This is a genomic window from Haloarcula hispanica ATCC 33960, from assembly GCF_000223905.1.
Taxonomy (GTDB): domain Archaea; phylum Halobacteriota; class Halobacteria; order Halobacteriales; family Haloarculaceae; genus Haloarcula; species Haloarcula hispanica.
Genome location: NC_015948.1, coordinates 618,039 through 640,500 on the forward strand (window position 1 = coordinate 618,039; position 22,462 = coordinate 640,500).

Consider the following 22,462-nt stretch of genomic DNA (forward strand, 5'->3'; position numbering starts at 1 on the left):
AACGGGGGAGCAATGTCACGCCGCGCGACGCTCAGGCGGGTCGGCCTGCTCGTTCTCGGCGTCAATCTCCTCCTCGTGCTGCTGAAAGCCAGCGTCTGGCTCACCACCGGGAGCTTCGCTGTCCAGTCCGAGGCGGTCAACAGCGCCGCCGACACCGCCTACTCGCTGGTCATCGTCGCTGGGCTGTACCTGACGACGCGCCCGCCGGACTTCGAGCATCCCCACGGCCACGAACGTATCGAGCCGTTCGTCTCGCTGTTCGTCGCCGCGGGTATCTTTTCCGCTGGCGGGTTCGTCCTCTGGAACGCCGGTACTGCCCTGCTGACCGGGAACATCTCGGTAACACAGGGGCCAGCCGCCGTGCTCGTGCTCGCCTTCTCGGCCGTCGCGAAGTACGCCCTCTACCGCTACTGTCTCCGCGCGGGCACGGACCGTAACTCCCCGGCGCTCATTGCGACGGCGAAGGACAACCGCAACGACATCCTCACCGCGGGAGCGGCGCTGGTCGGCGTCGGTGGTGCGATGGCCGGTTACCCCATTGCCGACCCGCTGGCTGCGCTCGTCGTCGCCATCGGCATCATCTACACCGGCATCGAGGTCGTACAGGAAAACGTCACCTATCTCGTTGGCGGCGCACCACCGGAGGACCTCCGGCGCGAAATTCTTCGCCGCGCGCTGGACCACCCGCAGGTCCGAGGCGCACACGACGTTATCGCCCACTACGTCGGCCCCGAAATCGACGTGAGCCTCCACATCGAGGTGGAAGGCGACCTGACGCTGTTCGAGGCCCACGACATCGAGACGGCGGTCATCAAGTCCATCGAGGAACTCCCGGAGGTCGACGACGCGTTCATCCACGTCGACCCGAAGGAACTCGGCGAGTGGAAAGACGACGAGGAAGTGGAACGACTCGCTGACCTGGAGTGACGTTTTAGTAGCTTCCGTGCCATGCCGTAGCATATGAGTGACGACTCATCACGTAGCTGGCTCGCGCTTGGACGACTGTTGTTCGGCCTCGGTGTGGCCCTCCAGGCCGCTGAGGACTTCCGCGATATGGAGGACGCAATCGAGTACGCTGAGTCTGCGGGTGTCCCCGCGCCGGACCTGCTGGCCCCGCTGGCCTCGGGGATGATGCTGGTCGGCGGGCTGGGGACGGCATTCTGGCGGCTCCCGCGCGTTTCGACCGGTGCCGTCGCCACGTTCCTCGCCGTCGTTACCCCGACGATGCACGACTTCTGGAACGCCGACCCGGACGACAAGAGTGGTGAGCGCCTGGCTTTCTTCGGCAACCTCGCGATGTTCGGCGGAGCGATAGCGTACCTTCGTGAAGCCTACAGCGGTGACTGACGGCTCGGTCGATTCCGACTGAAAATTCGGGCTGCCGACCCGCTCAGTCCGCGACCTGCGCCCGCTCGATCGGCTCGCCGAAGGCGTAGACGGTGTTGTGGCTCGTGATCTCCACGTCGACCGTGTCGCCGATTTCGAGGCCGCGCTCCTGTGCGTCGGCGATGACGACCTGTCGGTAGGCCTCGTCGTAGCCCACCAGCGACTCGTCGGTACCGTCCTCGACGAGCAACACCGAGGACGTGTGGCCGACCATCTCCTCGTAGGCCTCGGCCATCAGCTCCATCTTCGCCTCGCTCATCTCCTTCGAGCGGTCCTTCTTCGTCTGGCCGCCCAGGCCTTTCATGTCGGCGGCGTCGGTGCCGGGCCGCTTGGAGAAGCGCGTGACGTTGATCTTCTCGGGCCGGGTCTCGCGCAGCAGCGCCATCGACTCCTCGTGGTCGGCCGGCTCCTCGGTCGGGAAGCCGACGATGAAGTCCGTCGACAGCGTCCAGTAGTCCAGGTGGTCGTCCAGCGTCTCGACGACCTCCAGATACTCCGAGACGGCGTGTTGCCGGCGCATATCGGCCAGCACGTCGTCGCTGCCGGACTGGACCGGCGCGTGGATGAAGTTGTACAGTTCGTCGTGCTCGGCGAACACCGCCGCGAGTTCCTCGCGGACGCCGTGGAGGCCCTTCGGGTTCGCCATGCCGACGCGTACCCGGAAGTCACCGTCGATGTCGGAGCAGATGCGGTCGAGTAGCTCCGGCAGCAGGCTCGTCCCCTTGTTCGTGTCCCAGCCGTAGACGCCGGTGTCCTGGCCCGTGATGCGGATTTCCTTCGCGCCGGCGTGAACGAGCGCACGGGCCTTCTCGACGTTCTCCTCGACCGACGGCGACTCGATTCGCCCGGTCGCCTGCTTGGTGATGCAGTAGGAGCAGTCCGACATACACCCCCGTGCGATGGGAAGGATACCAACGACGCCGTTGAGCACCGTTTCGGTGTCCGGCGTGATTGTCGGGCACTCGCCGTTGAGGACGTACTGGGGCACGTCGTCCCAGTGGAGTACCTCCGCGTCGACGTCGGCGCTCTGGAACTCCTCGCCCTGTGCGAGCGCCATACAGCCCGTGATGACGAGGTCGGCCGGCGTTTCTTTGTCGAGTTCTTTGGCCCGTGCGAGCATGTTCCGCTCGGTTTTCTCAAGCACCGTACAGGTGTTGAGAATCGCTACGTCAGCCGACTCCGGCCCGTCGGCGGGATGGTGCCCGCCCTCCCGGAGCGCCTGCTCGATCTGCTGGGTCTCACCTCTGTTCGAGGTGCACCCGTACGTCTCGATATGATACCGGGCCATTCATCCAGACACTATCGCCAGGACGGCAAAAGGGCGACGGATTAGACCGGTCAGTAGCCGTCGGTTGTGTCCGCGTCGTCTCGGTCTGTCTCCGGTTTGGTTGGAGTTTCGCCCTGCCACTCTCGGACGATAGTATCGCCGCTAGAGGCCCCGATACGCTCGGCCCCGGCCTCGAACATCGCCTCGGCGTCGGCCCACGACCCGACGCCGCCGCTGGCTTTCACCGGGAGGTACTTGCTGAGGATCTCCACGTCGTGGACTGTCGCGCCGCCCTCGCTGAACCCCGTCGCGGTCTTGAGATACGCGGCGTCAGCGTCTGCGACCAGTTGGCCGACCCGTTCGAGTTCGTCGTCAGAGAGCAGCGGCGCTTCGACGATGACCTTCACGGGAACCGGGACGCTGGCGACGACCTCGGTGATGTGGTCCCGGACGGCGTCGTCCTCGCCGGCCTTGAGTAGGCCGATGTTACACACCATATCCAGTTCGTCGGCCCCGGCGTCCCAGGCCAGTTTGGCCGCCTGACAGACGCTGTCGGTCTGGCCCTGGCCGTGAGGGAAGTCGATAACGGCCGTGAGTGGGACGTTCGCGTACTCCGTCGCCAGCGGGAGGTAACACGGCGGAATACACGCCCGCATCCCGTACTGCAGCGCCTCGTCGAGGCAGGTTCGTACGTCGTCCGGTGTCGTCGTCGGGCCGAGGACTGTATGCTCGATGCGGTCTGGAATGTCGTCCATACCGCGGGGTGACACGCGGTGTCTACGTAAAGACGGCGGGCGGCGGACGGTGCGGGCCGGGTGTCCCGCTGTAGTGGCTGTCCGCGATAGCCGCTCGTACCGGTGTGCCCTCCGTCGGTCTCGTTCGGAAGGTTTTCCCTCGTCGGCGTCGGCGTGAGGGACATGGTACTGCCTTCGGGGTTAGCGCTCCCGCCGCTTGAGTACACCGTGGCGCTGCTTGCGGGCACACTCGTGGTGACAGCGCTGTTGTACGCCCTCGAACCACCGATCGACCAGCGGACCGTGGTCGCCCTGACGCCGTGGATGGCACTCGGCGGCGCGCTCCACGCGTTCCACCAGCCACCGATTGAAGCGTACAGGCCCGTGGTCGCACCGCTGTTCGGCGCACCGGCGGTGTACCTCACGACGTTCGTCACACTGGGTGTCGTCTGGATCACGCTGACGCTGTTCAGCGTCCGGCGCGGCCACAGCGAGACGATATCGCGCAATCTGGGGTACATCGGCATTGGACTCCTGACTGTGTTGCTCGTCATCGCCGTCGTGATGGCACTGGAGTCCGGCCTGCTGGGGCTCATCTGGCCGACTGTCGCCGTCGTCGTCGCGACTGTTGTCACCGCTGTAACGGTGCTTGCGGTCGCGCTGTGGCGGACGCCGGTCGTGGTTCGGATGCGCTATGCGGCCCCGACTGTCGTGTTCGCGCATATGCTCGACGGCGTCTCGACGGCGGTCGGCGCTGACGTTATCGGTATCACGGAGCGAACGCCGATCCCCGCCCGTATCATGGAGCTTGCCGGGACACTCCCGACAGCGCCGTATCTCGGCAAAGGCTGGCTGTTCGTGTTCGTCAAACTGCTCGTGGCGATTGCGGTCGTCTTCCTGCTCGATGACTACCTCGAAGAGGACCCGGTCGAAGCGAGCCTCCTGCTCGCGCTCGTGACCGCCGTCGGTATCGGCCCGGCCACGAACAACATCGTCCTGTTCCTGTTCAGCCCGGTCTGAGGGCGGCGTTATTCTGCCACCGAATCGCTGCGTCGCTCCTGCCGTTCCTGTTCGAGCCGCTGACACCCGAACACGAGCGGCTCCGGCATGTCCGTCGCGTTCGACTGCAGCGATTCGAGCACGACGGCCACCTCCTCGAACCGTGGTCCGCGACCGGCGACCAGTGGCTCTGTATCCCACGTAATGAACTCGTGGTCGGACAGCATCGGCAGGTGACAATGGTACAGTTCCTGTCGAAGGACCGCCGGGTCGCGCGGGACGTTGGGGTTTACGGCACTTTCGGGGAGTGGGACTGTCTCGTCGGGGTGGGCGTCTGACAACGAGATGACGAGCTGCCGCCGCGGCTCGGCCGTAACGGCCTTGAAAACCTCGTCCCAGCGTCTAATCACCTGCTTCCCGTTCTGGTAGCGTTGCTGTGTCATAGTATAACTTACCACATATAACTGGCCGGCGACATATATATCACCGTGGTGTAATATATTGAGTGAATTGAACGGCGAGGACAGCCGTCCCCGATTGACCCGAAACGACACAGCTGAGGGTGTTGAAACGGGTGTGATAACACCTGGGTCCGCATACCGCACTATCTCATCACCCTATGTATCCTGTCTGACTCTGCGGTACTACACTCGACAGTGCCAGAGCCGTCGGTGATATCTCGGGATGGTATCCTCGCAACGGACTATCCCGCCACCAGACCTGTCGTTTCTGCTCTCCCCAGCCGCATGACACAATGCTCATTGGCACTGCGAACAAGGGACGATACGTGCTTGACTACCCCCTCACGCAGTGGGCGTTCGTCTGTGTCGTCGCCGGTGCGGTCGTCGGTCTGTTGTTGAACATCCCGATGATGACACAGGACCAGGGGTACCTGCCGGCGCACGTCGCCGCGGCCGGCCTCACTCGTGCTGACCCGGCCGCAGTGGGCCGTCCGCTCGCCGCCGTCGTGCATCACGGCACCGCCCTCGTTGCGGCACTGCTCTACGGCGCGGTCGTTGCAGGCCTCTCGTCCGTGCTTCCGACGGCAGTCTCGCTCAACGGCGTCCCGCTGCTACCGCACATTATCGGCGTTGCGGGCGTCACCGCGTTCATCTACTACTTTTTCGCCCGCATCGCCATGCCTCGCTTCGGCGGCAGCGTCCGGGACGATGCCGACGAGATCATTCGACAGTGGGCGCTCACGGCGTTCATCTTCGGGACGGCGCTCGCGCTGTTCGTCCCGGTGCTCGTCACCTGGCTGTAAGCTACGTATCCTCGACCCGCTTCGAGAGGTTTCTGTAGGCTCCGAGATACAGGAATACGCTGGCAAGGAGCGCGAACGGGACGACGAGGGTCCACGAGGGGCCGTCCGGCGTTCCCGCGCCGACGGTGTAGCCGGTCAGCAGTCCGAGGACGACTCCGGCGGCGAGAGCGATACCCGCCGGTCCTCGCATCCGCCTGTCGAACAGCGAGAGATCGTCTGCCATACGTCCGCTCTCGCGGCCGTCCTACCTCACTGTTGTGACCGACGGGAATCCACTGACTACTAAATAGTTCCGTGCGACTGGCCTGTATGGCGAAACAACCGCATCTACTCGTCGAACCGGGTGACCTGACAGACATCGCGCTCGTGCCGGGTGACCCCGGGCGTGTCGACCGCATTGCGGGTCTCTGTGACGACCACGAGGTCGTCGCGGAGAACCGCGAGTACAAACTCGTCAATGCGACCTACGACGGCCGCGAACTGACGATCTGTTCGACCGGCATCGGGTCGCCCTCGACGGCCATCGCCGTCGAGGAACTGGAAGCTGTCGGCGTCGAGACGCTCATCCGCGTCGGCACGACCGGCGCGCTTCAGGAAGGCATCGAAATCGGCGACATGGTCGTCGCCAACGGCGCGGCCAAGGACGAGGGAACGTCCCAGCGCTACGAATCCAAGGCTGTCCCGGCCGTGCCGGACTACGACGTGCTCTCGTCGCTGGTCGACGCCGCCGAGGCGAACGACGAGGACGTTCACGTCGGCCCCATCGCCACGGACGACGCCTTCTACGCCGAGACGGATGAATACATCAACGACTGGGAGGCCGCCGGCCTGCTGGCCGTCGAGATGGAGGCCGCCGCGCTGTTCTCCCTGTGTCGCCGTAAGGGCCTGCGCTCAGGCGCTATCTGTACCGTCGACGGAAACCTCGTCGAGGGGACACAGAAGGGCGAAACCGAGGACGAGGAACTCCCAGAGAAAGCCAAGAACAACGTTGAGCGTGCCATCGAAATCAGTCTGACGGCGGCCGCGTCGCTGTAGGCGTTGGAGTGACTGTCTCTTTGAGAGCCGCCGACGGTGCTATCGAACCGGAATGCGCGGCCGCTCGCGCCGCGCTCCGGCGGAGGGCTTAACAGACGCTCTCCCGTGGGAAACTGTATGCTCGACCAGTTCCGGAAGCGACTCCGTGCGGCGGCAAGGCGACTCCGGCGGGTCGAGCGCCGCGAACTACAGGACTTCAGACGCTGGGCCGAGGTGACTGAAAACCTTGTCCACCTTTCGATGCTGGTGTTCGTCCCGCTTGCTATCGTGCTGGTGACGACGCTGGCAAACGCCGTCCCACGACTGAGTTTCCTGCTGTTTCCGCCGCTCGCAGCGGGGTCGTACACGCTGTTCGTCGACCCGACGAGCAAGTACTCCGACCCGAAGCGGTTCGTCGCGGGGCTCACCATCGGCGCGGTCTGTGGACTGGGCGCACTTGCCGTTTCGAACAGTTACCTCACAGCGCCGGGCGGCCAGTTCGGCGTCAACGCGCTCGGTGCCGGCCTGGCCGTCTTTGCGACTGGCGTTGTCACATGGCCGCTGGACATCGAGGAGCCGTCGTCGTACTCCACCGCCCTGCTGGCGCTGCTGGTCGAACCGAACCAGCGGGCGACGTTCGTTACTAGCATCTTCCTCGCCAGTGTACTTGTGGCGGTCCTCTTTATCATCTGGCGCGAGCAGTTCTACGAGCAGCGAGCGACGTACCTGTACGAGTCGATGTCCGGTGACGACCACGTGCTGGTCCCGATGCGTGGCGACTCGGCAGGACAGACAGCGATGCTGGGCGCACGGCTCGCGGCCGCCCACGAAGCCGGAAAAGTCGTCCTGCTCGACATGGTTGCAGACAGCGACGCCGCCACGACCAAGCAATCGCTCACGCGGGACACGATACAGCTCGATATCCGGTCAGAAAATGGCTCAGAGTCGCCGCCGGCCCGGACCCGCCTCATCGGCGATGGCGGTGACCCGGCCACTGCGGGGGTGTCGCCCGACAAGACTGACCTCGACGCGGAGGTCGACTGGCTGGAGACCCACGCCGACCGAATCGAGACGCGAACGGGCGTGTCCTGTCAGGTCGTCGTTGCGAGCGACGATGGCTCGCCGGCCAAGACGACGCTGCAAACCGCGGCCGAAACCAACTGTGACCTCATCGTCGCGCCCTACGAGAGCCAACACGGAGCGCTGACGCCGTATCTGCAGCGGCTGTTTCGAAGCAAGAGCGATATTGTCGTCCATCGGTCCCGGAGCGACCGGACCCGCTGGAAACAGGTCATCGTCCCCGTCCGGTCCGTCAGCGATGTAGCCCACAACATGGTCGACTTCGCAACGCGACTGGCCGGTCGGAGCGGGCGGGTCGCCGTCGCAACCTGTATCGGTTCTCGCGGGGACCGCCGCCGGGCCGAAGAGATGCTTGCGGACCTCATCGAACCGTACGAGGGCGCGTTCGAGACAAGGGTTCCGCGGACAAGCATCCAGACGTTTCTGTCCGATACTGCATCGCAATACGACCTCGTCATGATCGGAGCAAGCCGTGACCGGAGCAAGGCGTCGCGGTTCATTTCGCCACCGACGTTCGAACGACTGGAGGACGTGGAAACAGACATCGCTATCGTCGACCGCGGCCGGGCCTAGATATCTGCGTCGTCCTCGTCGTTCACATCGAGCAGGTGGTCGGCGATATTTTCCATCCCCTCCCGGCCCAGCGCCGACTGGACGATGAGATGGCCACCCAGCACTGCCGGGCTGATGACCGTGTCCGCGCCCGCTCGTCGGAGTTTCTCGATGTTCTCGCGGTCGGTCGCCGCAGCGACGATGTTAACCTCGGGGTTGAGCGTCTGTGCCGTCAGTATCGCTAGCGCGTCCTGTGCGTCGTCGTTCGTCGCTGCGACGACCGCCACAGCGTCCTCGATACCGGCCCGTTGCATGGGTTCCTCGTCACTCGGGTCCGCAGTCAGGACGGCGATATCCTGTTGCTGGAGCCGTGTCGCTGTCTCCGTGTCCGGCGTGATGACCACGAAATCGATTGCGCCGGTCAGTTCTTCGATAATCGGTTCCGTCAGGTCGCCGTGGCCGAGCACCAGTACGTGGTTCTCGAGCAAGTCCAGTTGTGCGTCAGTCATGTTTCCGAGTGCCTCCGAAAGCCGCTTCTCGATTGCCGGGCCCAGCAGCGACCCAAGCGCGATGGCGAAACTGGCCGTCCCGAGGACGACCACGGACATCCCGAATAGTTTCGCCTGCTGGCTCTGTGGGGTCACGTCGCCGTACCCGACGGTACTGGCCGTGACCAGTGTGTAGTAGAACGCATCGGTCGCTGTCGAGAGATTGGTGAAATCGTCCCGGAGCGCGTACGAGCCCGCCGTTCCGTACATAAGCGAACCGAGGAGTGCCGCGCCAGCGGCCAGTTGCGCTGTCGAGAGGTCGATTGGTCGGTCGAACCGCCGCCGGTTCAGCAACATTGCCGGGAGCGAAATCAGCGAGAGCACCACGAGCGGAATCGACACCGCCGAACTCGGCACGGGGCCGACGAACGGAAGCGTCACCGCCGAGTTCTGTACCAGCCCCTGAACCGCCGCCACGGGCAGTAAGACGATGGTCGCGTACCACGCGATTCGCAGGCGGCGTCGGAGTCCGACGACGCTAACGAGTAGCGTGAATCCGGTGAGCGCACCGGTAAATCCGGCGGTACGCTGGATGCTTCGCGGAATGAGGTCTCCGAGCGGTCCGCTGATCGATACGGCACTGATGTTGACCACACCAGTGACGAACGACAGCACCGCCACAAGCACCGGCAAGAGGATTGTCGTGCGCACTCCCAACCAGTTCCGCGGCCTGTCCATACCCATCCAGATTACAGCGGTCGGTGTAAATGTACTGTCCGCGGGCCGGAAGCGATTTACTACCGGCCACGCAGGATGTGGACATGGCTTCGCTCCCGGTCGAGGTGTTGATGGGGATCTATCTGGGGTTGTTGGTGGGAGTGATACCGGCGCTCGTGTCGTGGGCGCTGGGGTTCAGTTTCAAGTATTTTACCGGCATTACCGTGCCGGGGTTCGGTGTTGTCGTGCTGGCAATCGCACTTGCCGGCGTCAGCGGGGGCCTCATGGCACTGGCGGACAAGTCGATTACGCAGGCCCCCAACGCCGAGCGAATCATTACTGCAATCGTTCTCGTCGGGATGGTGTCGCTGTACGCTCACAGCAAGGGCGACCAGCTCGGGGCGGAGTTCCCGAAGCGGCTCTCTTTCCAGGGGCTACGCGAGAAGAAACTCTCGGCGGACGTGGCCGAATTTGTCGGTGGCCGCGACGAGGTTCGTATCCGCGTCGTCGGCGACGTGGCCGACATGGAAGGGTATCCGCCGCTTTCGGAGCCACTCCGGGCCGAGATACGCACCGAAGAGTGGCGGTTCCCGGCGGACCTCCGTATCGGCGAACTCGAACGCCGGATGGAGGAGCGCCTGAAATCGGAGTTCGACCTCGGCGACGCTGCCGTCTCGATAGACGAGCAGGGGCGGGCGACGGTCGTCGCCGCGCCGCCGTTCTCCGGCCTCTCGAAGCGTGTGGGCGACAACCGCCACGCCGTCTCGGTAGACGCCCTGTTGCCGACCGGGCTGGCCCGCAACGACGAGGTGACGGTGCTGACTGAGGACGCACAGGTCCGGGGGACCGTCGTGAGCGCGCGGTCGACTCCGTCGGCCGACGAGACGCCCGCCGAGACGCCGACGGAACCGGAGATCGCTGACTCCGAGACGCCCCCAACGCCGGTACAGGCACCGACGACTGACGGCGGCGAGGGCCGGCTCACGGTCGCCGTGACCCGGACGGACGTGCAACCACTCCTGCGGTCGGCTCAGCCAAAGGTCGTGGTCGAACCCCGCGGAACCCATCGGGAGTACGAACTTGTCTCCCTGCTCCGTCGGGCCGGAAGCCGGTTTCGCCGTCTCACAGTTCGCGCCGACGGCCCGCTGGATAGGACGACGCTCCGGGACGCCAAAGTTCGGGAGGTCTACGACGTTGCCATCGTCGCTATCCGGACGGCGGACGGTTGGCAGGTCGCGCCACGCGGCGACGCGGCTGTCGAGGCCGGCGACGAACTGTACGCGATTGGCCGCCGCGCCGACCTCGACGCCTTCGCGGAGGCGGTCGCATGACGCCGCTCGGCCTGACACTGCTCGCACAGGTCGGTGCGAACCTGCAACTGGGGACGGTGTCGCGGGCGCTGGTCGAGGGCGTTGTCTGGCTCCTCGTCATCACGCTGCTCGCCGCGACGCCGGCGGGCGCTATCGCCGTCTTCTATCGCTGGTACGTCCGCGAACGCATTCAGACCGGGCTGGCGGTCCTGTTCGGCCTGACCGCGGTCGTCCTCGTTATCGGCGCAACGACGGCGCTCAGCGAGGTCATCGCCCAGCGCGAGGACGTGCTGGCGGCCGGTGCAGTCCTGTTGAACCTCGCTGCGTTCCTCGCCGGCGGCGTCGGGGCCTACGGCGGGATGCGTATCGGGGACCGACTGGGCGTCGACCTCTTCGCCGCGACCGGCGGCCGGAACATCGACGCCGACGTGAGCGAAATCGTCCAGACCGTCGGCCGCGTCACGTCCGTTCGCCTGCCCGAGGATATCGACGACATCATCGGTTACGACCCGATGCCAGACGAGACCAAAGAGACGCTCGCGAACCGGCGCTTTCTCTTCCCGCGGCGGCTGACGAAAGACGAACTCCGGGACCGCCTGGTCGTCCGCCTCAAGACCGATTACGGCGTCGGCCACGTAGACGTCGAACTGGCCGACGACGGCAACGTCGACTACCTCGCCGTTGGCTCACGGGCGGCCGGCATCGGCCCGACGCTGCCGCCCTCGACGAACGCCGTCGCCATCCAGGCCGATCCGGCCCACGCCGCGAGCGCCGGCGATCTGGTTCAGGTCTGGGAGCAAGCGCCGGCGAAGCGCGTGCTCACCGGCGAACTCCGGGGCGTCGCCGACGACGTGGTGACAGTCGCTATCGACGCCGCCGACACGCCGAAACTCGACCCGCAAACGCAGTACAAGCTCGTCACGCTCCCGGTGCAGGACCGCTCCGACCGGGAGTTCGCCTCGCTGCTTCGTGCGGCCGACGAGACGATGGGAACCGCCACTGTTGAACCGGGGAGCACGCTCGACGGTGCGGCGGTCGGCAGTCTGGCAGTCACTGTGGTCGCGATTACCCGCGACGACCAGCAACCGGAGACGATTCCGTCTCGCGGGCGTGTGCTGGCGGCCGGCGACACTATCTACGCAATCGCCACGCCGGACGCGTTGCGGCGGCTGGAGCAAGCCACGGAAGGGACCACGACAGCGACTGTGACGGACGAGTCGGAAGACGATACTGCTGACGAGGACGGCCAGTCAGGCGCGTCTGACCCGGCTGCTGGAACTGAGCAGACTGACGGGGCGGCTGAACCAGCGGCCGACACGACTGATGCCGATGCCCACGACAGCGCGGGGGATGTCGACGCGGCCGAGACCGATGCCGAGGATACGACCGACACCGACGCTGAGATAAACAGAGCTGACACCGACACTGCCGGTGAACCGGCTGACACCGCCGCTGAGGATGGGGCGGCTGATACTGCTGCTGACGCTGGCCTGGCTGATATCGGCGCTGACGACGGGACAACCGAGACCGGAGACGAACCCACGGACGACGACCCGCTGGCGGCGCTTCGGAACGCCGATGTGGAGGACGCAGACGACGAGCTGACTGCGGACGAGGCGTTCGAGGACTTGCCGGCAGACGACGGCGACGACACCGTCGAAGTGTGGGACCCGGAAGAGCGAATCGACGGGGCGGACGACGAGCTGACTGCGGACGAGGTCGACGACAGCGACTCGGCGGACTCCGAAGCGCCCGCCGAGGACGGAGACGGCGTCGACGACGAATCGGGCGCTGGTGACGACTCGGAGAAGTCAAACTGAGAGGCGGGCCTCCCTATTGCTGGATGCACGCCGTCGCCGGCTGCCCTTCCCCGGTCCACCTGAACGGGCCGGACACACCTCGGTCCGGAACCCTCTTTTGCCGGACGCCCGGAGTACGGCTATGGAGTGGAAACTGTTCGCACACCTCCGGGACGCGGCCGACGGCCAGTCGGTCAGCGTCGATATCGAGGGCGAGGCCACGGTCGAGACGGCGCTCGATGCGCTGCTCGCGTCGCGACCGGCGCTCGCCGAGGAGGTGCTCGACGAGAACGAGGAGTTGGCCGACCACGTCCGGGTGCTCGTCGACGGCGAGGACCCGTTCGCCGCCGGTGAGGGGCTGGCGACGGCAGTCGACGAGGAGACGGAACTGGCGTTGTTCCCGCCGGTCAGCGGCGGTTGATACGGCTCGTCGGAGCGGTTTTCGGGTATGTGTCGACTTTGGAGCCGGCACTCTCCCGAAACAATCTTCGACAATCCGTATAGCACGACCTGTCGTCTGTGTCAGCTTTCCAGCGCGCACGCCACCGTCACGTTCGCGATGACGATTCGCACGCCGTCCTGATACTCAGTATCGAGCGTCACGTCCCAGCCGTGGGTCCGGGCGAGCATCCGCAGGTTCGGGAGCGTCATCCCGGCTTCGGCGTCCGGCATCGCACCGCCGTACTCGAAAAAGGCCTCCGCCGCTGTTTCGCCCGCCGGGGTTCCGTCGTCGGTGATGACGATCTCGTCGGCCTCTCGCTCGACGGTGACCGTCGACGCGTCGTTGTGGGCCGCGAACGTGAACCCACTCTCGAAGAGGTCCCGCAATCGAGTCGGGTCGGCGATTATCTGTCCCTCCACGTCGGCCGCCATCATGAGGCCGTTCGTGTCGGCACGGTCCCAGGCTCCGTCGATGACCGGCTGGAGGTCGACAGCTGTCGTTTCGTCGATTGTCTGCCCGTGTCGGGCCAGCGTCGCGAGTCCGTCCACGATTTCGGACATCCGCTCGGCTGTCTCGGACGTCGACTGGAGGGATTCTTTCGCCAGACCGACCTTGCCGCGGTCTAGAGCGTCTCCGGCGACGGAGACGCGGCCGGTGATTATCTGGAGCGTGTTCAGAAGCTCGTGTCTGATCGCGGTTGCGAACCCCTCCAACTGCTCGTTCTGTCGGTCGAGTTCGCGGCGACGTCGCTCGCTTTCGGTCACGTCGGTGAACACGAGCATCCGACCGATGTCGACCTGCCCCAGCGAAAACGAGGTGTCGCTGACGAGGTAGTACTCCGTCCCGCCGTTCCGGTTCCGTTCGAGAATCTGCTCGTCCGTTTGCAGTATCTCAGTGACGGCCGGCAACACTGTGTCGAGCTGCTGCCCGCGGCTCCCGGCCAGCGCCGGGAAGAGCCGCTGTGCCTCGCCGTTAGACTCCTTGATGTAGCGGTCATCGTCGAGATATACGACAGCATCGTCGACGCCATCGGTCAGTTGCACGGCGAGAAACGCCTCGTCGTACACGTAGAGGACACCGAACGCGAACAGTGCGACGCCGAGCGGCTCGTGGTTGATATCGAGCAGGATGTCGGTGACGAACCCGACGATATCGAGGACCGCCGGGATCGCCGTGACACCGACGAGAACGCCCAGCGGGCGGGTGTCGTAGTCCGCTTCGAGGAACAGTTCGAACAGCATGAAGAAGCCGACGGTGACGAGCGCGTAGGAGAGTCCCGTCACCACCCAGTGAAACACGCCGTGTGTGATTGCCAGATGCGGGAACGGCTCAGAGACGAACTGCGTGGCGAAATAGAGCCCGTGAAGCGGATTGGTCAGCTTCACCGTGACGATACCGAGGTACACGCTCACGGCGACCACACGGTATAGTCGGTTCCGGTGGAACGCCCGCCCGGTGTACGCCGAACAGAAGTACAACCACGCACCGACCGTCGCGAGACCGACGATGAGGCTGCCGAGGTAGAACGCGTATCCAAGCGTCCCGGGCGTGATCAGGAACCCGAGTTGCAGCGCCGCCCAGCCGCCGCTACAGAGAAGGAGTCCGACCATCCCGCGGCGGGTATCGGGATCTTCCATGCGAGTCGCTCTGTAGAGCCCGACGCCGCAGCCGACCGCCGCGAGGCCGTACGCCGCGACGTATACGAGAAATGCCGGCGAACTCCCAACAAGATCCATCTATCGGTGACTGGGCGTGTATCTGAATGAGTGTTGCGTCCGCGTTATCGGTTATGATAACTCTCCGAGGCCGTCTATCTCGAACACGAAGTCCGGGCGGCCGTCGATGTTCCCGCTGGCGTACGCGGCCTGGGCCACATGGCGCGGTGTCTCGGGGATGAGGACCCGCGTCCCGTCAACGCCGAGCGTAGCTGCGTCGGCGGCTATCGCAGTGAACAACGCCCGCGCAGCGTCGACGTCGCTCCACACCCCGACAGCGTACTCCGCGAGCCGTTCGCCGTCAGCTTCGGTCGTCCGGACGCGACACGCCAGGCCTCGTGGCTTATCCCCGACGGTCAGGACCGCCTGGTCAGTCGCCAGTCGGTCGAGCGTGTCCCGCGTCAGCGTCGAGAGCGCCCAGCTCTCCCCGCTGTCGAGCGCGAGCCCGGACAGGACGTCTCGTCCGTCGCTCTCCTGCCAGTAGCGCCACGCTGTCGCGGGGTCGTTTCCGACAGTCATCCCGGGCGTCTCGTCCCGTGGCTCGGGGTGTACCCAGCGGAACGACGTGACCGCCTCGAAGCCAGCAGCCAGCGACTGCCCGAGTCCGGCCTCGTTCCAGGAAAACACCATGCTTCGGCCGACTGACGCGCCGGCATCGGCCGCCCATTCTATGAGGTGGTCGGTCAGCAGCGACCCCAATCCCTGCCCTCTGTAGTCCGAGTCTATACGCATGCCCTGAAACCACGCCTCGGTCTCAGTGAGCATGACGGCCTGCGCGAGGCCGACGGCGTGACCGTCAACATCGACGACGAGGGTTTTCCGGTCCGCGCCGTCGTCGTCGACCCAGTCACGGAACACGTCGGGGATGTAATCGGCCATCGCGCGGTCGGCCCAGACATCGCTTGTCAGTTCGACGATATCGTCGTAGTCGTCGTGACGAGCCGTCCGAACAGTCGGCGACATACGGGCAGACTCTCCCGCGACGGTGAAAAAAGGGTCGCGTCGATTCGCCAGCCGGGAACGGCCCGTCCCGCCGAGGCTACCACACCGTGTTCGGTGCTACAGCCACGGCGTCGAACGCTGCTGAATCTCGCCGGCAAGGGGTTCCTGCATGGCGTCGGCAACGTCGTCGCTGTTTGCCAGCGCCCACATGAGCTTGACCTTCGCTGTGCCGGGGAGCATGTCCTCGCCCTCGATGACGCCGGCGTCGAGCAAGTCCCGGCCGGTGTCGTAGACGCGGTCACAGACCCGCCCTTCGAGGCACTGGCTGGTCATGACAAGCGGGATGTCCAGGTTCTCGATGGTCCCGATCCAGTCGGTGTTGACGTGGCCGAGCCCGGTTCCCTCGATGACGACGCCCTCGCTGTCCTCGGCGGCGGCTTCTAGCAGCGACGGGTCCATTCCGGGGGAGAACTTCAGGAGTTCCACGTCTGTCTCGATGTCGTCGTGCAGCGCCAGGTCGACGGCGTCCCGTTCGGCGTATTCGCGGTGGAACGTAACTGTGCTCTCGCCGTCTATATCGTAGTCGACCTCGCCGAGCGGCTTCGCGCCGACCGTCTCGAAGGCGTCCCGGCGCGAGGTGTGGTTCTTCCGGACGCGAGTGCCGCGATGGAGCGCACAGCGGTCGTCGGACTCGTCGGCGTGCATACAGACCAGCACCTCCGCGCAGTCGCTCGTGGCGGCCTCGACGGCGGAGACGGCGTTCATCACGTTGTCCGAGGACGGTCGGTCCGCCGAGCGCTGGCTGCCCGTAAAGACGATGGGGACCGGCGTGTCGAGCATGAACGACAGCGCCGACGCGGAGTACTGCATCGTGTCGGTGCCGTGCATGACGACGATGCCGTCCGCGCCGGCCTCGATTTCCTCGTGGACCGCCTGCGCGAGGTCCTGCCAGACTGCCGGGGTCATGTTCTCAGAGAGGATGTTGGCGACGACGCGGCCGCGGTAGTTCGCCATCCCCGCTAGGTCCGGCACCGCCCGAAGCACGTCCTCGGCGTCGAACTGGGCCGTCACCGCGCCGGTGCGGTAGTCGACCGTCGAGGCAATCGTGCCGCCGGTGGAGATCAGCGAGACCGTCGGGAGGTCGTCGTCGAACTCGATGGCGGACTGGCTCTGTTCGTCTTGTGCGCTCTCGACGTCGTACACGTCCGATTCCAGCACGTCGACGGACGCGTCCTCTCGGTCGATGCCGACGTTGTACCCGCCGTCGAGTTTGACGACGAGGTGGTCGGGCGTACTCGACGGGAGCACCACGCCCTCGTAGGTCTGGGCCGCGCGCTCGACGCGGACCCGGTCGCCTGCGTTCATGCGCGGCACTTTCCGCCGGTGGGACTTGAACCCACTCGTTTCGGCGAGCGCTCTCAGCCACGCGCCGGATCTGGCGACCGGCCGGCGGTTGGGGCGCTCGCCGCGGCTCTGGTCCGGGATATCTACGTCCGTTACTGCGAGTTACAAACGCTATCAGACCACAATGTTATCCCACTAGACATTCTCCTAACAAGTATGGCAGACAACAAGAACGGCCGTGAAGCCCAGGCCCAAAACGAGGAGCGCCGCCAGCGGGAGCGCGCTATCACTGAGGAACTTGAGCGGGCGGACGAACCCGAGCCGCCGGTCGATCCGACGGAACTCGCGTACTTCGAGACAGAACTCGAATCGCTCGAATTCCCGGCGACAGCGGCTGACGTGGTCGCTACGGTCGGCGATCACGAAATCGAGTCGGCCGACGGGACGTACACTGTCGCGGACCTCTTGCCCGATGCGGAGGTCGAGTCCTTCGAATCGCCGGCCGAGGTCCGGACGCGGGTCCAGCGGCCGACGGTAGCCGGGGCGATGAAACGCGTCGTCGAGGCCGCCGACGAACACCAGAGCGCGTCCTTTGGCGCCTCACAGCGCGACGGCTACGAGCGGACGTTCCGGGAGCTGCGGGCTATCGACGCGGATGACGACGACGAGGGTATTCGGGCCATCGCCGACTGGATCATCGGGCGCATCCACGAGAAAGAGACGCTTCCCGGGTCCCGCGACGTCCGCCGACAGGCGGCGAAGTTCTGCCGGTCGAGCGGCTACTCGGTTCGCAACGACGAGTGGCTCGGTATCTGAGCGACACACCACCGTATCCCTGACTGCCGGCGGCCCCCACAAGGACCATACTGCTCGCGGTCACACACTCTATATGGCCGAACGAACCGAGGAGCGGACCCGCGATGCGGACGCGAAATCGGGCAGTGACCTCGGCGTCGATGTCGGCGTGACGGAGTCAGCGGAGACGGACGTCGCTGTCGGGGAATCGCGCGATGCGGAGACGTCTGTCACCGAAACGTCCACGACAGACAGCGGGAGCTACTTCTCGTTGCGGGCGCTGCTGTTCGCTTTCGGTGCGGTCGGCGGTGGGATGGTGCTCGGCGGGCTGATACCGCTCGTCCCGTTCACCGAACTGGTCGGCATCCTGCTTGGCGGATTCGTCTACGGATTGCTCGCCAGCGAGCGCCGATACGCCGAACTGGGTCTGGCGGGCGCTGTCAGCGGCGGCGCAACGGCTGTTCTGTCCCTCCTCCCACAGCTCGCCGCGGGACTGAACGGCACCAGACTGTTCGCTATCGCTGGCGGGGTCGGCCTCGTGCTCGCGCTTGTCGGGCACTACTTCGGCCGCGACCTGCGGAGCGGGCTGACGAAGGACTTGTGATTCCGCTGACTGCATATTCCGGTTAGTACCGGGGCCGTGGCTGCTGCACTCGCTAAACTGTATTTCACGATCCCGTCGTTCCGTATGCAGTATATCCTACTCTCCCGCCAAGTTATAGCGATGTCTGATGTCGGTACCTCCTGTTTACGAGAGCGACAGACCGTAGCAGTTTCGACGCGAATGAACTCTTTGTCACGTAATCTTGGTTGTCACGGTCTTGTCAGTCAACCATAATATAACGGCATATGTCCAGAATAAAGTGCTAGTTCTGGGTAGATATTCCGTCTTCTGGGTTTTCACACCTAGTATCTCAGGTTGATAACGCTTATAAATCTCGTATGTAATCCCAGAAATAGAACGCATGGCACCAGAGACATACGGGCTCATCAGCCTGTTTCCGGCGATGCTCGCCATTGTACTGACGCTGTTCACTCGCCAAGTACTCCTCTCGCTGTTTGCAGGTATCTGGATCGGTGCGACGGTGCTGGTCGGCTGGAATCCGGCCGCCGGAGCCGCCCGGAGCCTCCAGTTCGTCGTGGATAACGTGACCGAACCGTTCAACGTCAAACTGCTACTGTTTACGTTCCTCATCGGGGCAATGCTGGGGATGATCTTCCTCTCCGGCGGGATGAACGCGCTGGCGTCACAGATGGTCAAGCGCATTCGGACCCGCCGGCAGGCGGCGCTTGGCACGTCGCTACTGGGAATGACCATCTTCGTCGACTCGTACGCCTCGACGATGATTACCGGGTCGGTCATGCGCCCGATCACCGACAAGTTCGACATCAGTCGCGAGAAGTTGGCGTATATCCTCGACTCCACCACTGCACCGACCGCGTCGATATCAGTCGTCTCGACGTGGCTCGGGTTCGAAGTCGGACTCATCGCCGAGCAACTGACCACAATCGGGGTGGACCGAAGCGCGTTCCTGCTGTTCCTCGAATCGATTCCCTATCGGTTCTACAGTCTCCTTGCGCTCGCAATGGTCTTTATTATCGTCATCGCGGACCTGGACTTCGGCCCGATGGCGAAGGCCGAACGCAGAGCCAGAGAGGAGGGGAAAGTCCTCGGCGACAACGCGGACCCGCTGATGGAAACACAGGAGGACGATATCGTGACGCCCGACCACGTCGACCCGCGGTGGTGGTACTTCGCCGCGCCGATCGCCGCACTCGTGGGGGTGACCGGGTTCTCGCTGTATTACTCCGGCGGCGGGTTCGCCGGGCGCAGTCTCACCGACGCACTGTCGAACGCGGCCACCGCGGACGCCATCGTCTGGGCCTCGTTTTCGGCCTGTCTGGTCATTCTGACAATTCTGGTCGGGCACGCACGCATCGCGGTCGACGAAGTGAGCGACGCCATCTTCGAGGGGTTCAAAATGGTGATGTTCCCCGTCGCGGTGCTCTCGCTCGCGTGGTCTATCGGCGCTGTGAGCCAGGCACTGGGTGTCGGCCCCTACGTCGTCGCCATCAGTGAGGGGATTATTACGGCCGGGATGCTGCCCGCTATCATTTTTCTCAGCGCCGTCATAATCAGCTTCAGCATCGGCACGTCATGGGGGACGATGGGTATTCTGTTCCCGGTCGCGATCCCGCTCGGACACGCGCTCGGCGCGCCGCTGGCACCGGCCATCGCGGCGATCCTGACCGGTGCGCTGTTCGGCGACCACTGCTCGCCCATCTCCGACACGACGGTGATGTCGAGTATGTTCGCCGCGAGCGACCACGTCGACCATGTGAACACCCAGATTCCCTACGCGGTGCTGGCCGGCATCGTCGCAACGGGACTGTTCCTGATGGCCGGCTACGGCGTCCCGGCGTACATCGCGCTTCCGATCGGACTGGCCGCTGTCGGGTCCGTGACGTACCTGCTCTCAGAACAGTTGTCCGTCGAGGTCCCGAGTTCGTACGGGTCGAAAGCGGACTGAGACGGTCCGCTGTTTGAACTACTGTTCTGTTCAGACGATTTCCCAGCCGTCGTCGGTCCGTTCGACCACGTCGTCCTCTGCAAGCCGAGTGAGCGCTTCCTCGACGATTTCCGGCGGGGCCTCGATCTCTCGGGCCAGCGCCGGAACGGTATCGATACCGTTTGCGAGCCCGCTGACCAGTTCTGCGTACAGTCGTCCGTCGCCGTTCGCGAAGCCGGAGTCGATGCGGTCCCGTACGTCGGTCATGCGGGCCTGCACCCATCGCTGGGCCAGCGACAGTTCGTTCTCTAGCTGCTGGAGATGCTCCAGTTCCCGCGCCAAGTCGTGAAAATCCCCGTCGGACGTGGACCCCACGTCTATCGAGAGATGGCGACAGGAGGGCATCTCGAACTCGGGGTTTGCCGGGTAGGCGCTCTTGGTACCGAACTCGTAGGGAGAGACTCGGACTTCCAGGCGGAGATTCCGGGCGATAGAGAAGTACTTCCGGCGCTGGTCGTCCGTCCGGGAATCGACGAGCCCGGCGTCTTCGAGCTTCTGGAGGTGGTCGATGACCGCTTTCGGGCTGACGCCGATGTATTCGCTGATTTCGGTGACGTAGCAGGGCTTGTGTGCGAGGAGTTTGAGAATCCGCCGGCGGTTGGCGTTTCCAAGGAGATTGAGTAACTCGGCGGAGTCCATCGATACGTAGGTAGCGGGTCACGGTTCAAAAGCATGACTCTCGTCGGGCGGTTTACTGGTGTCTCCCGGCTACGTTAGCAGGTCAATCCACGACATGCTCTGTGAGCCGCTGTTTCCGTTCCCCTGGCCGCTTCCGCCATTACCGCCCTGTCCGCCACTGTTCCCTTGCCCGTTATCGTTTCCGCCGTTATTCGCGTCGCCGTTGTTACCGCCGGACGCGCCGCCAGAATCATCAGCACCGTTACTATCAGAGGTGTCCTCAGCACCGTCACTGCCAGAACTTCCGTCAGAGCCATCGGAACTGTCGTCAGCACCGTCACTGCCAGAACTTCCGTCAGAGCCATCGGAACTGTCGTCAGCACTGTCGTCCGAGTCCGATGTACCGGCTGAATCATCCTCCCCACCACTGTCGGCTTCATCTGAACCGCTGTCGTCTCCTGCGGTATTGTCGCCGCTGTCATTGCCGTCCCCATTCCCGTTGCCTCTGTCGTTGCCCTGTTCAGCCCCGTTTCCCTGTGTGGACTCCCCGGTTTCGTTTCCGCTGTCGTCAGGCCCGTCGTCCGGTGGCCCCTGGTCGCTCTCGTTTCGTTGTTGTCCGGGGGCGTCAGCAGGCGGTCCCTGTTCACTCTGGTTTGCACCCCGTTCGGACGTGTTGGCTGGTGGTCCCTGTTCGCTCTGGTTGGTCCCAACATCGTCCGGCGGTCCCTGCTCACTTCGATTGACTCCGGCGTCGTCCGGTGGTCCCTGCTCACCTGGGCCGGCGGTCTCTGGTGGTCCGGCGATGCCGCGAGCAATCGACGAGACCTGCTGGCCGGAGAGCTTGCTTGCGTTCTGTTTCAGTCGCTCCAGTGCGGTGTCGTTCACACCGGTCTGTTCGGCGGCCGTGTCGGTGTCGTTAATCGCGGTCTGTAGGCCCGCGATCTCCGCCGTGAGGCGGCTCTGCTGAGCTATGTACGCCTGCTCACTGATGTTTCCGTTCTCGTATCGCTGTTCAAGCGTGGCGTTGCGCTCCTGAAGCCGTTCGAGCCGGCGTTCGAGCGAGCCAGCTCGCTCCGTGACCAGTTCGGCTCGTTCAGTTCCGTTCGATTGGTTGTATGCCGACCGCCACATCCCGTTCTCGACCGTGTCGTTCGCGGCGGCAGAGTTCGACTGGAGGAACGCCGTGAGTTGCGTCCCCATCCCGCTAGTAGAGTCGTTCTGCGTGGCCACTGTCTCCGTCGCGGTCTCCTGCGCTGTCACGGCCGGGAGGCCGACAGCGACAGTCCCGAGGATGACCAGCACGGTGAGGAGCGTGGCCTGACGTGGACTCATTCCTATCCATACCTCTACCCTCCCACATCAAAAAGAAACGCCTTCGTTCGTGTCGTTCACAGACGACTGAAACAATCGCAGATAGTCCAAGAGT

22 protein-coding genes are annotated in these 22,462 nt (G+C 64.5%); 12 read left to right on the forward strand and 10 right to left on the reverse strand.

Translation table 11 applies throughout. The features are described 5' to 3' along the window. Positions 1 to 12: 12 nt before the first annotated feature. On the forward strand, positions 13 to 927 hold the full coding sequence (locus HAH_RS03175) for a cation diffusion facilitator family transporter (RefSeq protein WP_014039610.1): 915 nt from the start codon (positions 13 to 15) through the stop codon (positions 925 to 927). A 33-nt stretch (positions 928 to 960) separates the two neighbouring features. Beyond that, the gene (locus tag HAH_RS03180) at positions 961 to 1,347 is read left to right on the forward strand and encodes a DoxX family protein (protein WP_014039611.1); all 387 of its coding nucleotides are present in this window, start codon (positions 961 to 963) and stop codon (positions 1,345 to 1,347) included. 43 nt (positions 1,348 to 1,390) lie between these two features. Here HAH_RS03180 and HAH_RS03185 read toward each other — a convergent pair whose 3' ends face one another. After that, the gene (locus HAH_RS03185; RefSeq protein WP_014039612.1) at positions 1,391 to 2,674 is read right to left on the reverse strand and encodes a tRNA (N(6)-L-threonylcarbamoyladenosine(37)-C(2))-methylthiotransferase; all 1,284 of its coding nucleotides are present in this window, start codon (positions 2,672 to 2,674) and stop codon (positions 1,391 to 1,393) included. Positions 2,675 to 2,724: 50 nt separating this feature from the next. Beyond that, positions 2,725 to 3,408 carry a deoxyribose-phosphate aldolase gene (deoC, locus tag HAH_RS03190; protein WP_014039613.1) on the reverse strand — a complete coding sequence of 228 codons (684 nt, stop codon included), beginning with the start codon at positions 3,406 to 3,408 and terminating at the stop codon, positions 2,725 to 2,727. A gap of 162 nt (positions 3,409 to 3,570) precedes the next feature. Between deoC and HAH_RS03195 the strand changes: the two genes are divergently transcribed. Beyond that, positions 3,571 to 4,407, forward strand: coding sequence for a DUF63 family protein (locus HAH_RS03195; RefSeq protein ID WP_014039614.1), 837 nt, complete (start codon positions 3,571 to 3,573; stop codon positions 4,405 to 4,407). Positions 4,408 to 4,415: 8 nt separating this feature from the next. On the opposite strand, the gene HAH_RS03200 is transcribed toward HAH_RS03195, so the two are convergent. After that, a complete protein-coding gene (locus HAH_RS03200) occupies positions 4,416 to 4,829 on the reverse strand; it encodes a hypothetical protein (RefSeq protein ID WP_044951686.1) in 414 nt (137 codons plus the stop codon). A gap of 311 nt (positions 4,830 to 5,140) precedes the next feature. Here HAH_RS03200 and HAH_RS03205 point away from each other — a divergent pair, with 311 nt between their 5' ends. Beyond that, the gene (locus HAH_RS03205) at positions 5,141 to 5,650 is read left to right on the forward strand and encodes a hypothetical protein (RefSeq protein WP_014039616.1); all 510 of its coding nucleotides are present in this window, start codon (positions 5,141 to 5,143) and stop codon (positions 5,648 to 5,650) included. A 1-nt stretch (position 5,651) separates the two neighbouring features. On the opposite strand, the gene HAH_RS03210 is transcribed toward HAH_RS03205, so the two are convergent. Further along, on the reverse strand, positions 5,652 to 5,873 hold the full coding sequence (locus HAH_RS03210) for a hypothetical protein (RefSeq protein ID WP_014039617.1): 222 nt from the start codon (positions 5,871 to 5,873) through the stop codon (positions 5,652 to 5,654). 86 nt (positions 5,874 to 5,959) lie between these two features. Between HAH_RS03210 and HAH_RS03215 the strand changes: the two genes are divergently transcribed. Beyond that, entirely contained in the window at positions 5,960 to 6,685 is a 726-nt protein-coding gene (locus tag HAH_RS03215) for a nucleoside phosphorylase (RefSeq protein ID WP_011224799.1), read from the forward strand. Between the two features lie 117 nt (positions 6,686 to 6,802). Further along, positions 6,803 to 8,317: an HPP family protein gene (locus HAH_RS03220; protein ID WP_011224800.1), complete on the forward strand. Its 1,515-nt coding sequence runs from the start codon at positions 6,803 to 6,805 to the stop codon at positions 8,315 to 8,317. Here the strand turns inward: HAH_RS03220 and HAH_RS03225 are convergent. Beyond that, positions 8,314 to 9,522, reverse strand: coding sequence for an NAD-binding protein (locus tag HAH_RS03225; RefSeq protein WP_044951689.1), 1,209 nt, complete (start codon positions 9,520 to 9,522; stop codon positions 8,314 to 8,316). The genes HAH_RS03220 and HAH_RS03225 overlap by 4 nt on opposite strands. A 29-nt stretch (positions 9,523 to 9,551) precedes the next feature. Between HAH_RS03225 and HAH_RS03230 the strand changes: the two genes are divergently transcribed. From HAH_RS03230 to HAH_RS03240, 3 genes are all read left to right on the forward strand, one after another. After that, positions 9,552 to 10,832 (forward strand): potassium channel family protein, encoded by a 1,281-nt coding sequence (locus HAH_RS03230; RefSeq protein WP_023843136.1) that lies wholly within the window; start codon positions 9,552 to 9,554, stop codon positions 10,830 to 10,832. After that, positions 10,829 to 12,631, forward strand: a complete 1,803-nt coding sequence (locus HAH_RS03235; RefSeq protein ID WP_014039621.1) for a TrkA C-terminal domain-containing protein — start codon at positions 10,829 to 10,831, stop codon at positions 12,629 to 12,631. The genes HAH_RS03230 and HAH_RS03235 overlap by 4 nt, the downstream gene beginning before the upstream one ends. Positions 12,632 to 12,752: 121 nt before the next feature. Then, positions 12,753 to 13,031, forward strand: a complete 279-nt coding sequence (locus HAH_RS03240) for a ubiquitin-like small modifier protein 1 (RefSeq protein ID WP_014039622.1) — start codon at positions 12,753 to 12,755, stop codon at positions 13,029 to 13,031. A 101-nt stretch (positions 13,032 to 13,132) separates the two neighbouring features. On the opposite strand, the gene HAH_RS03245 is transcribed toward HAH_RS03240, so the two are convergent. The 3 genes from HAH_RS03245 to gatD form a co-directional block, all read right to left on the reverse strand. Further along, positions 13,133 to 14,689, reverse strand: coding sequence for a histidine kinase N-terminal 7TM domain-containing protein (locus HAH_RS03245; protein ID WP_044952154.1), 1,557 nt, complete (start codon positions 14,687 to 14,689; stop codon positions 13,133 to 13,135). A gap of 150 nt (positions 14,690 to 14,839) precedes the next feature. Further along, positions 14,840 to 15,730 carry a GNAT family N-acetyltransferase gene (locus HAH_RS03250; protein WP_014039624.1) on the reverse strand — a complete coding sequence of 297 codons (891 nt, stop codon included), beginning with the start codon at positions 15,728 to 15,730 and terminating at the stop codon, positions 14,840 to 14,842. Positions 15,731 to 15,826: 96 nt separating this feature from the next. Then, the gene (gene gatD, locus HAH_RS03255; RefSeq protein WP_014039625.1) at positions 15,827 to 17,074 is read right to left on the reverse strand and encodes a Glu-tRNA(Gln) amidotransferase subunit GatD; all 1,248 of its coding nucleotides are present in this window, start codon (positions 17,072 to 17,074) and stop codon (positions 15,827 to 15,829) included. Positions 17,075 to 17,269: 195 nt separating this feature from the next. Here gatD and HAH_RS03260 point away from each other — a divergent pair, with 195 nt between their 5' ends. The 3 genes from HAH_RS03260 to HAH_RS03270 all read left to right on the forward strand — a co-directional run bounded on the left by HAH_RS03260 (position 17,270) and on the right by HAH_RS03270 (position 20,379). Continuing rightward, positions 17,270 to 17,869 carry a DUF5789 family protein gene (locus HAH_RS03260; RefSeq protein ID WP_014039626.1) on the forward strand — a complete coding sequence of 200 codons (600 nt, stop codon included), beginning with the start codon at positions 17,270 to 17,272 and terminating at the stop codon, positions 17,867 to 17,869. A gap of 73 nt (positions 17,870 to 17,942) precedes the next feature. Then, positions 17,943 to 18,452 carry a hypothetical protein gene (locus tag HAH_RS03265; RefSeq protein WP_014039627.1) on the forward strand — a complete coding sequence of 170 codons (510 nt, stop codon included), beginning with the start codon at positions 17,943 to 17,945 and terminating at the stop codon, positions 18,450 to 18,452. A gap of 361 nt (positions 18,453 to 18,813) precedes the next feature. Further along, a complete protein-coding gene (locus HAH_RS03270) occupies positions 18,814 to 20,379 on the forward strand; it encodes a Na+/H+ antiporter NhaC family protein (protein WP_014039628.1) in 1,566 nt (521 codons plus the stop codon). Positions 20,380 to 20,409: 30 nt separating this feature from the next. Here the strand turns inward: HAH_RS03270 and HAH_RS03275 are convergent, their stop codons facing one another. Together HAH_RS03275 and HAH_RS03280 are read right to left on the reverse strand one after the other, a co-directional pair. Then, a complete protein-coding gene (locus HAH_RS03275; protein WP_014039629.1) occupies positions 20,410 to 21,057 on the reverse strand; it encodes an ArsR/SmtB family transcription factor in 648 nt (215 codons plus the stop codon). A 69-nt stretch (positions 21,058 to 21,126) separates the two neighbouring features. Beyond that, entirely contained in the window at positions 21,127 to 22,368 is a 1,242-nt protein-coding gene (locus HAH_RS03280; protein ID WP_023843137.1) for a hypothetical protein, read from the reverse strand. Positions 22,369 to 22,462: the final 94 nt, after the last annotated feature.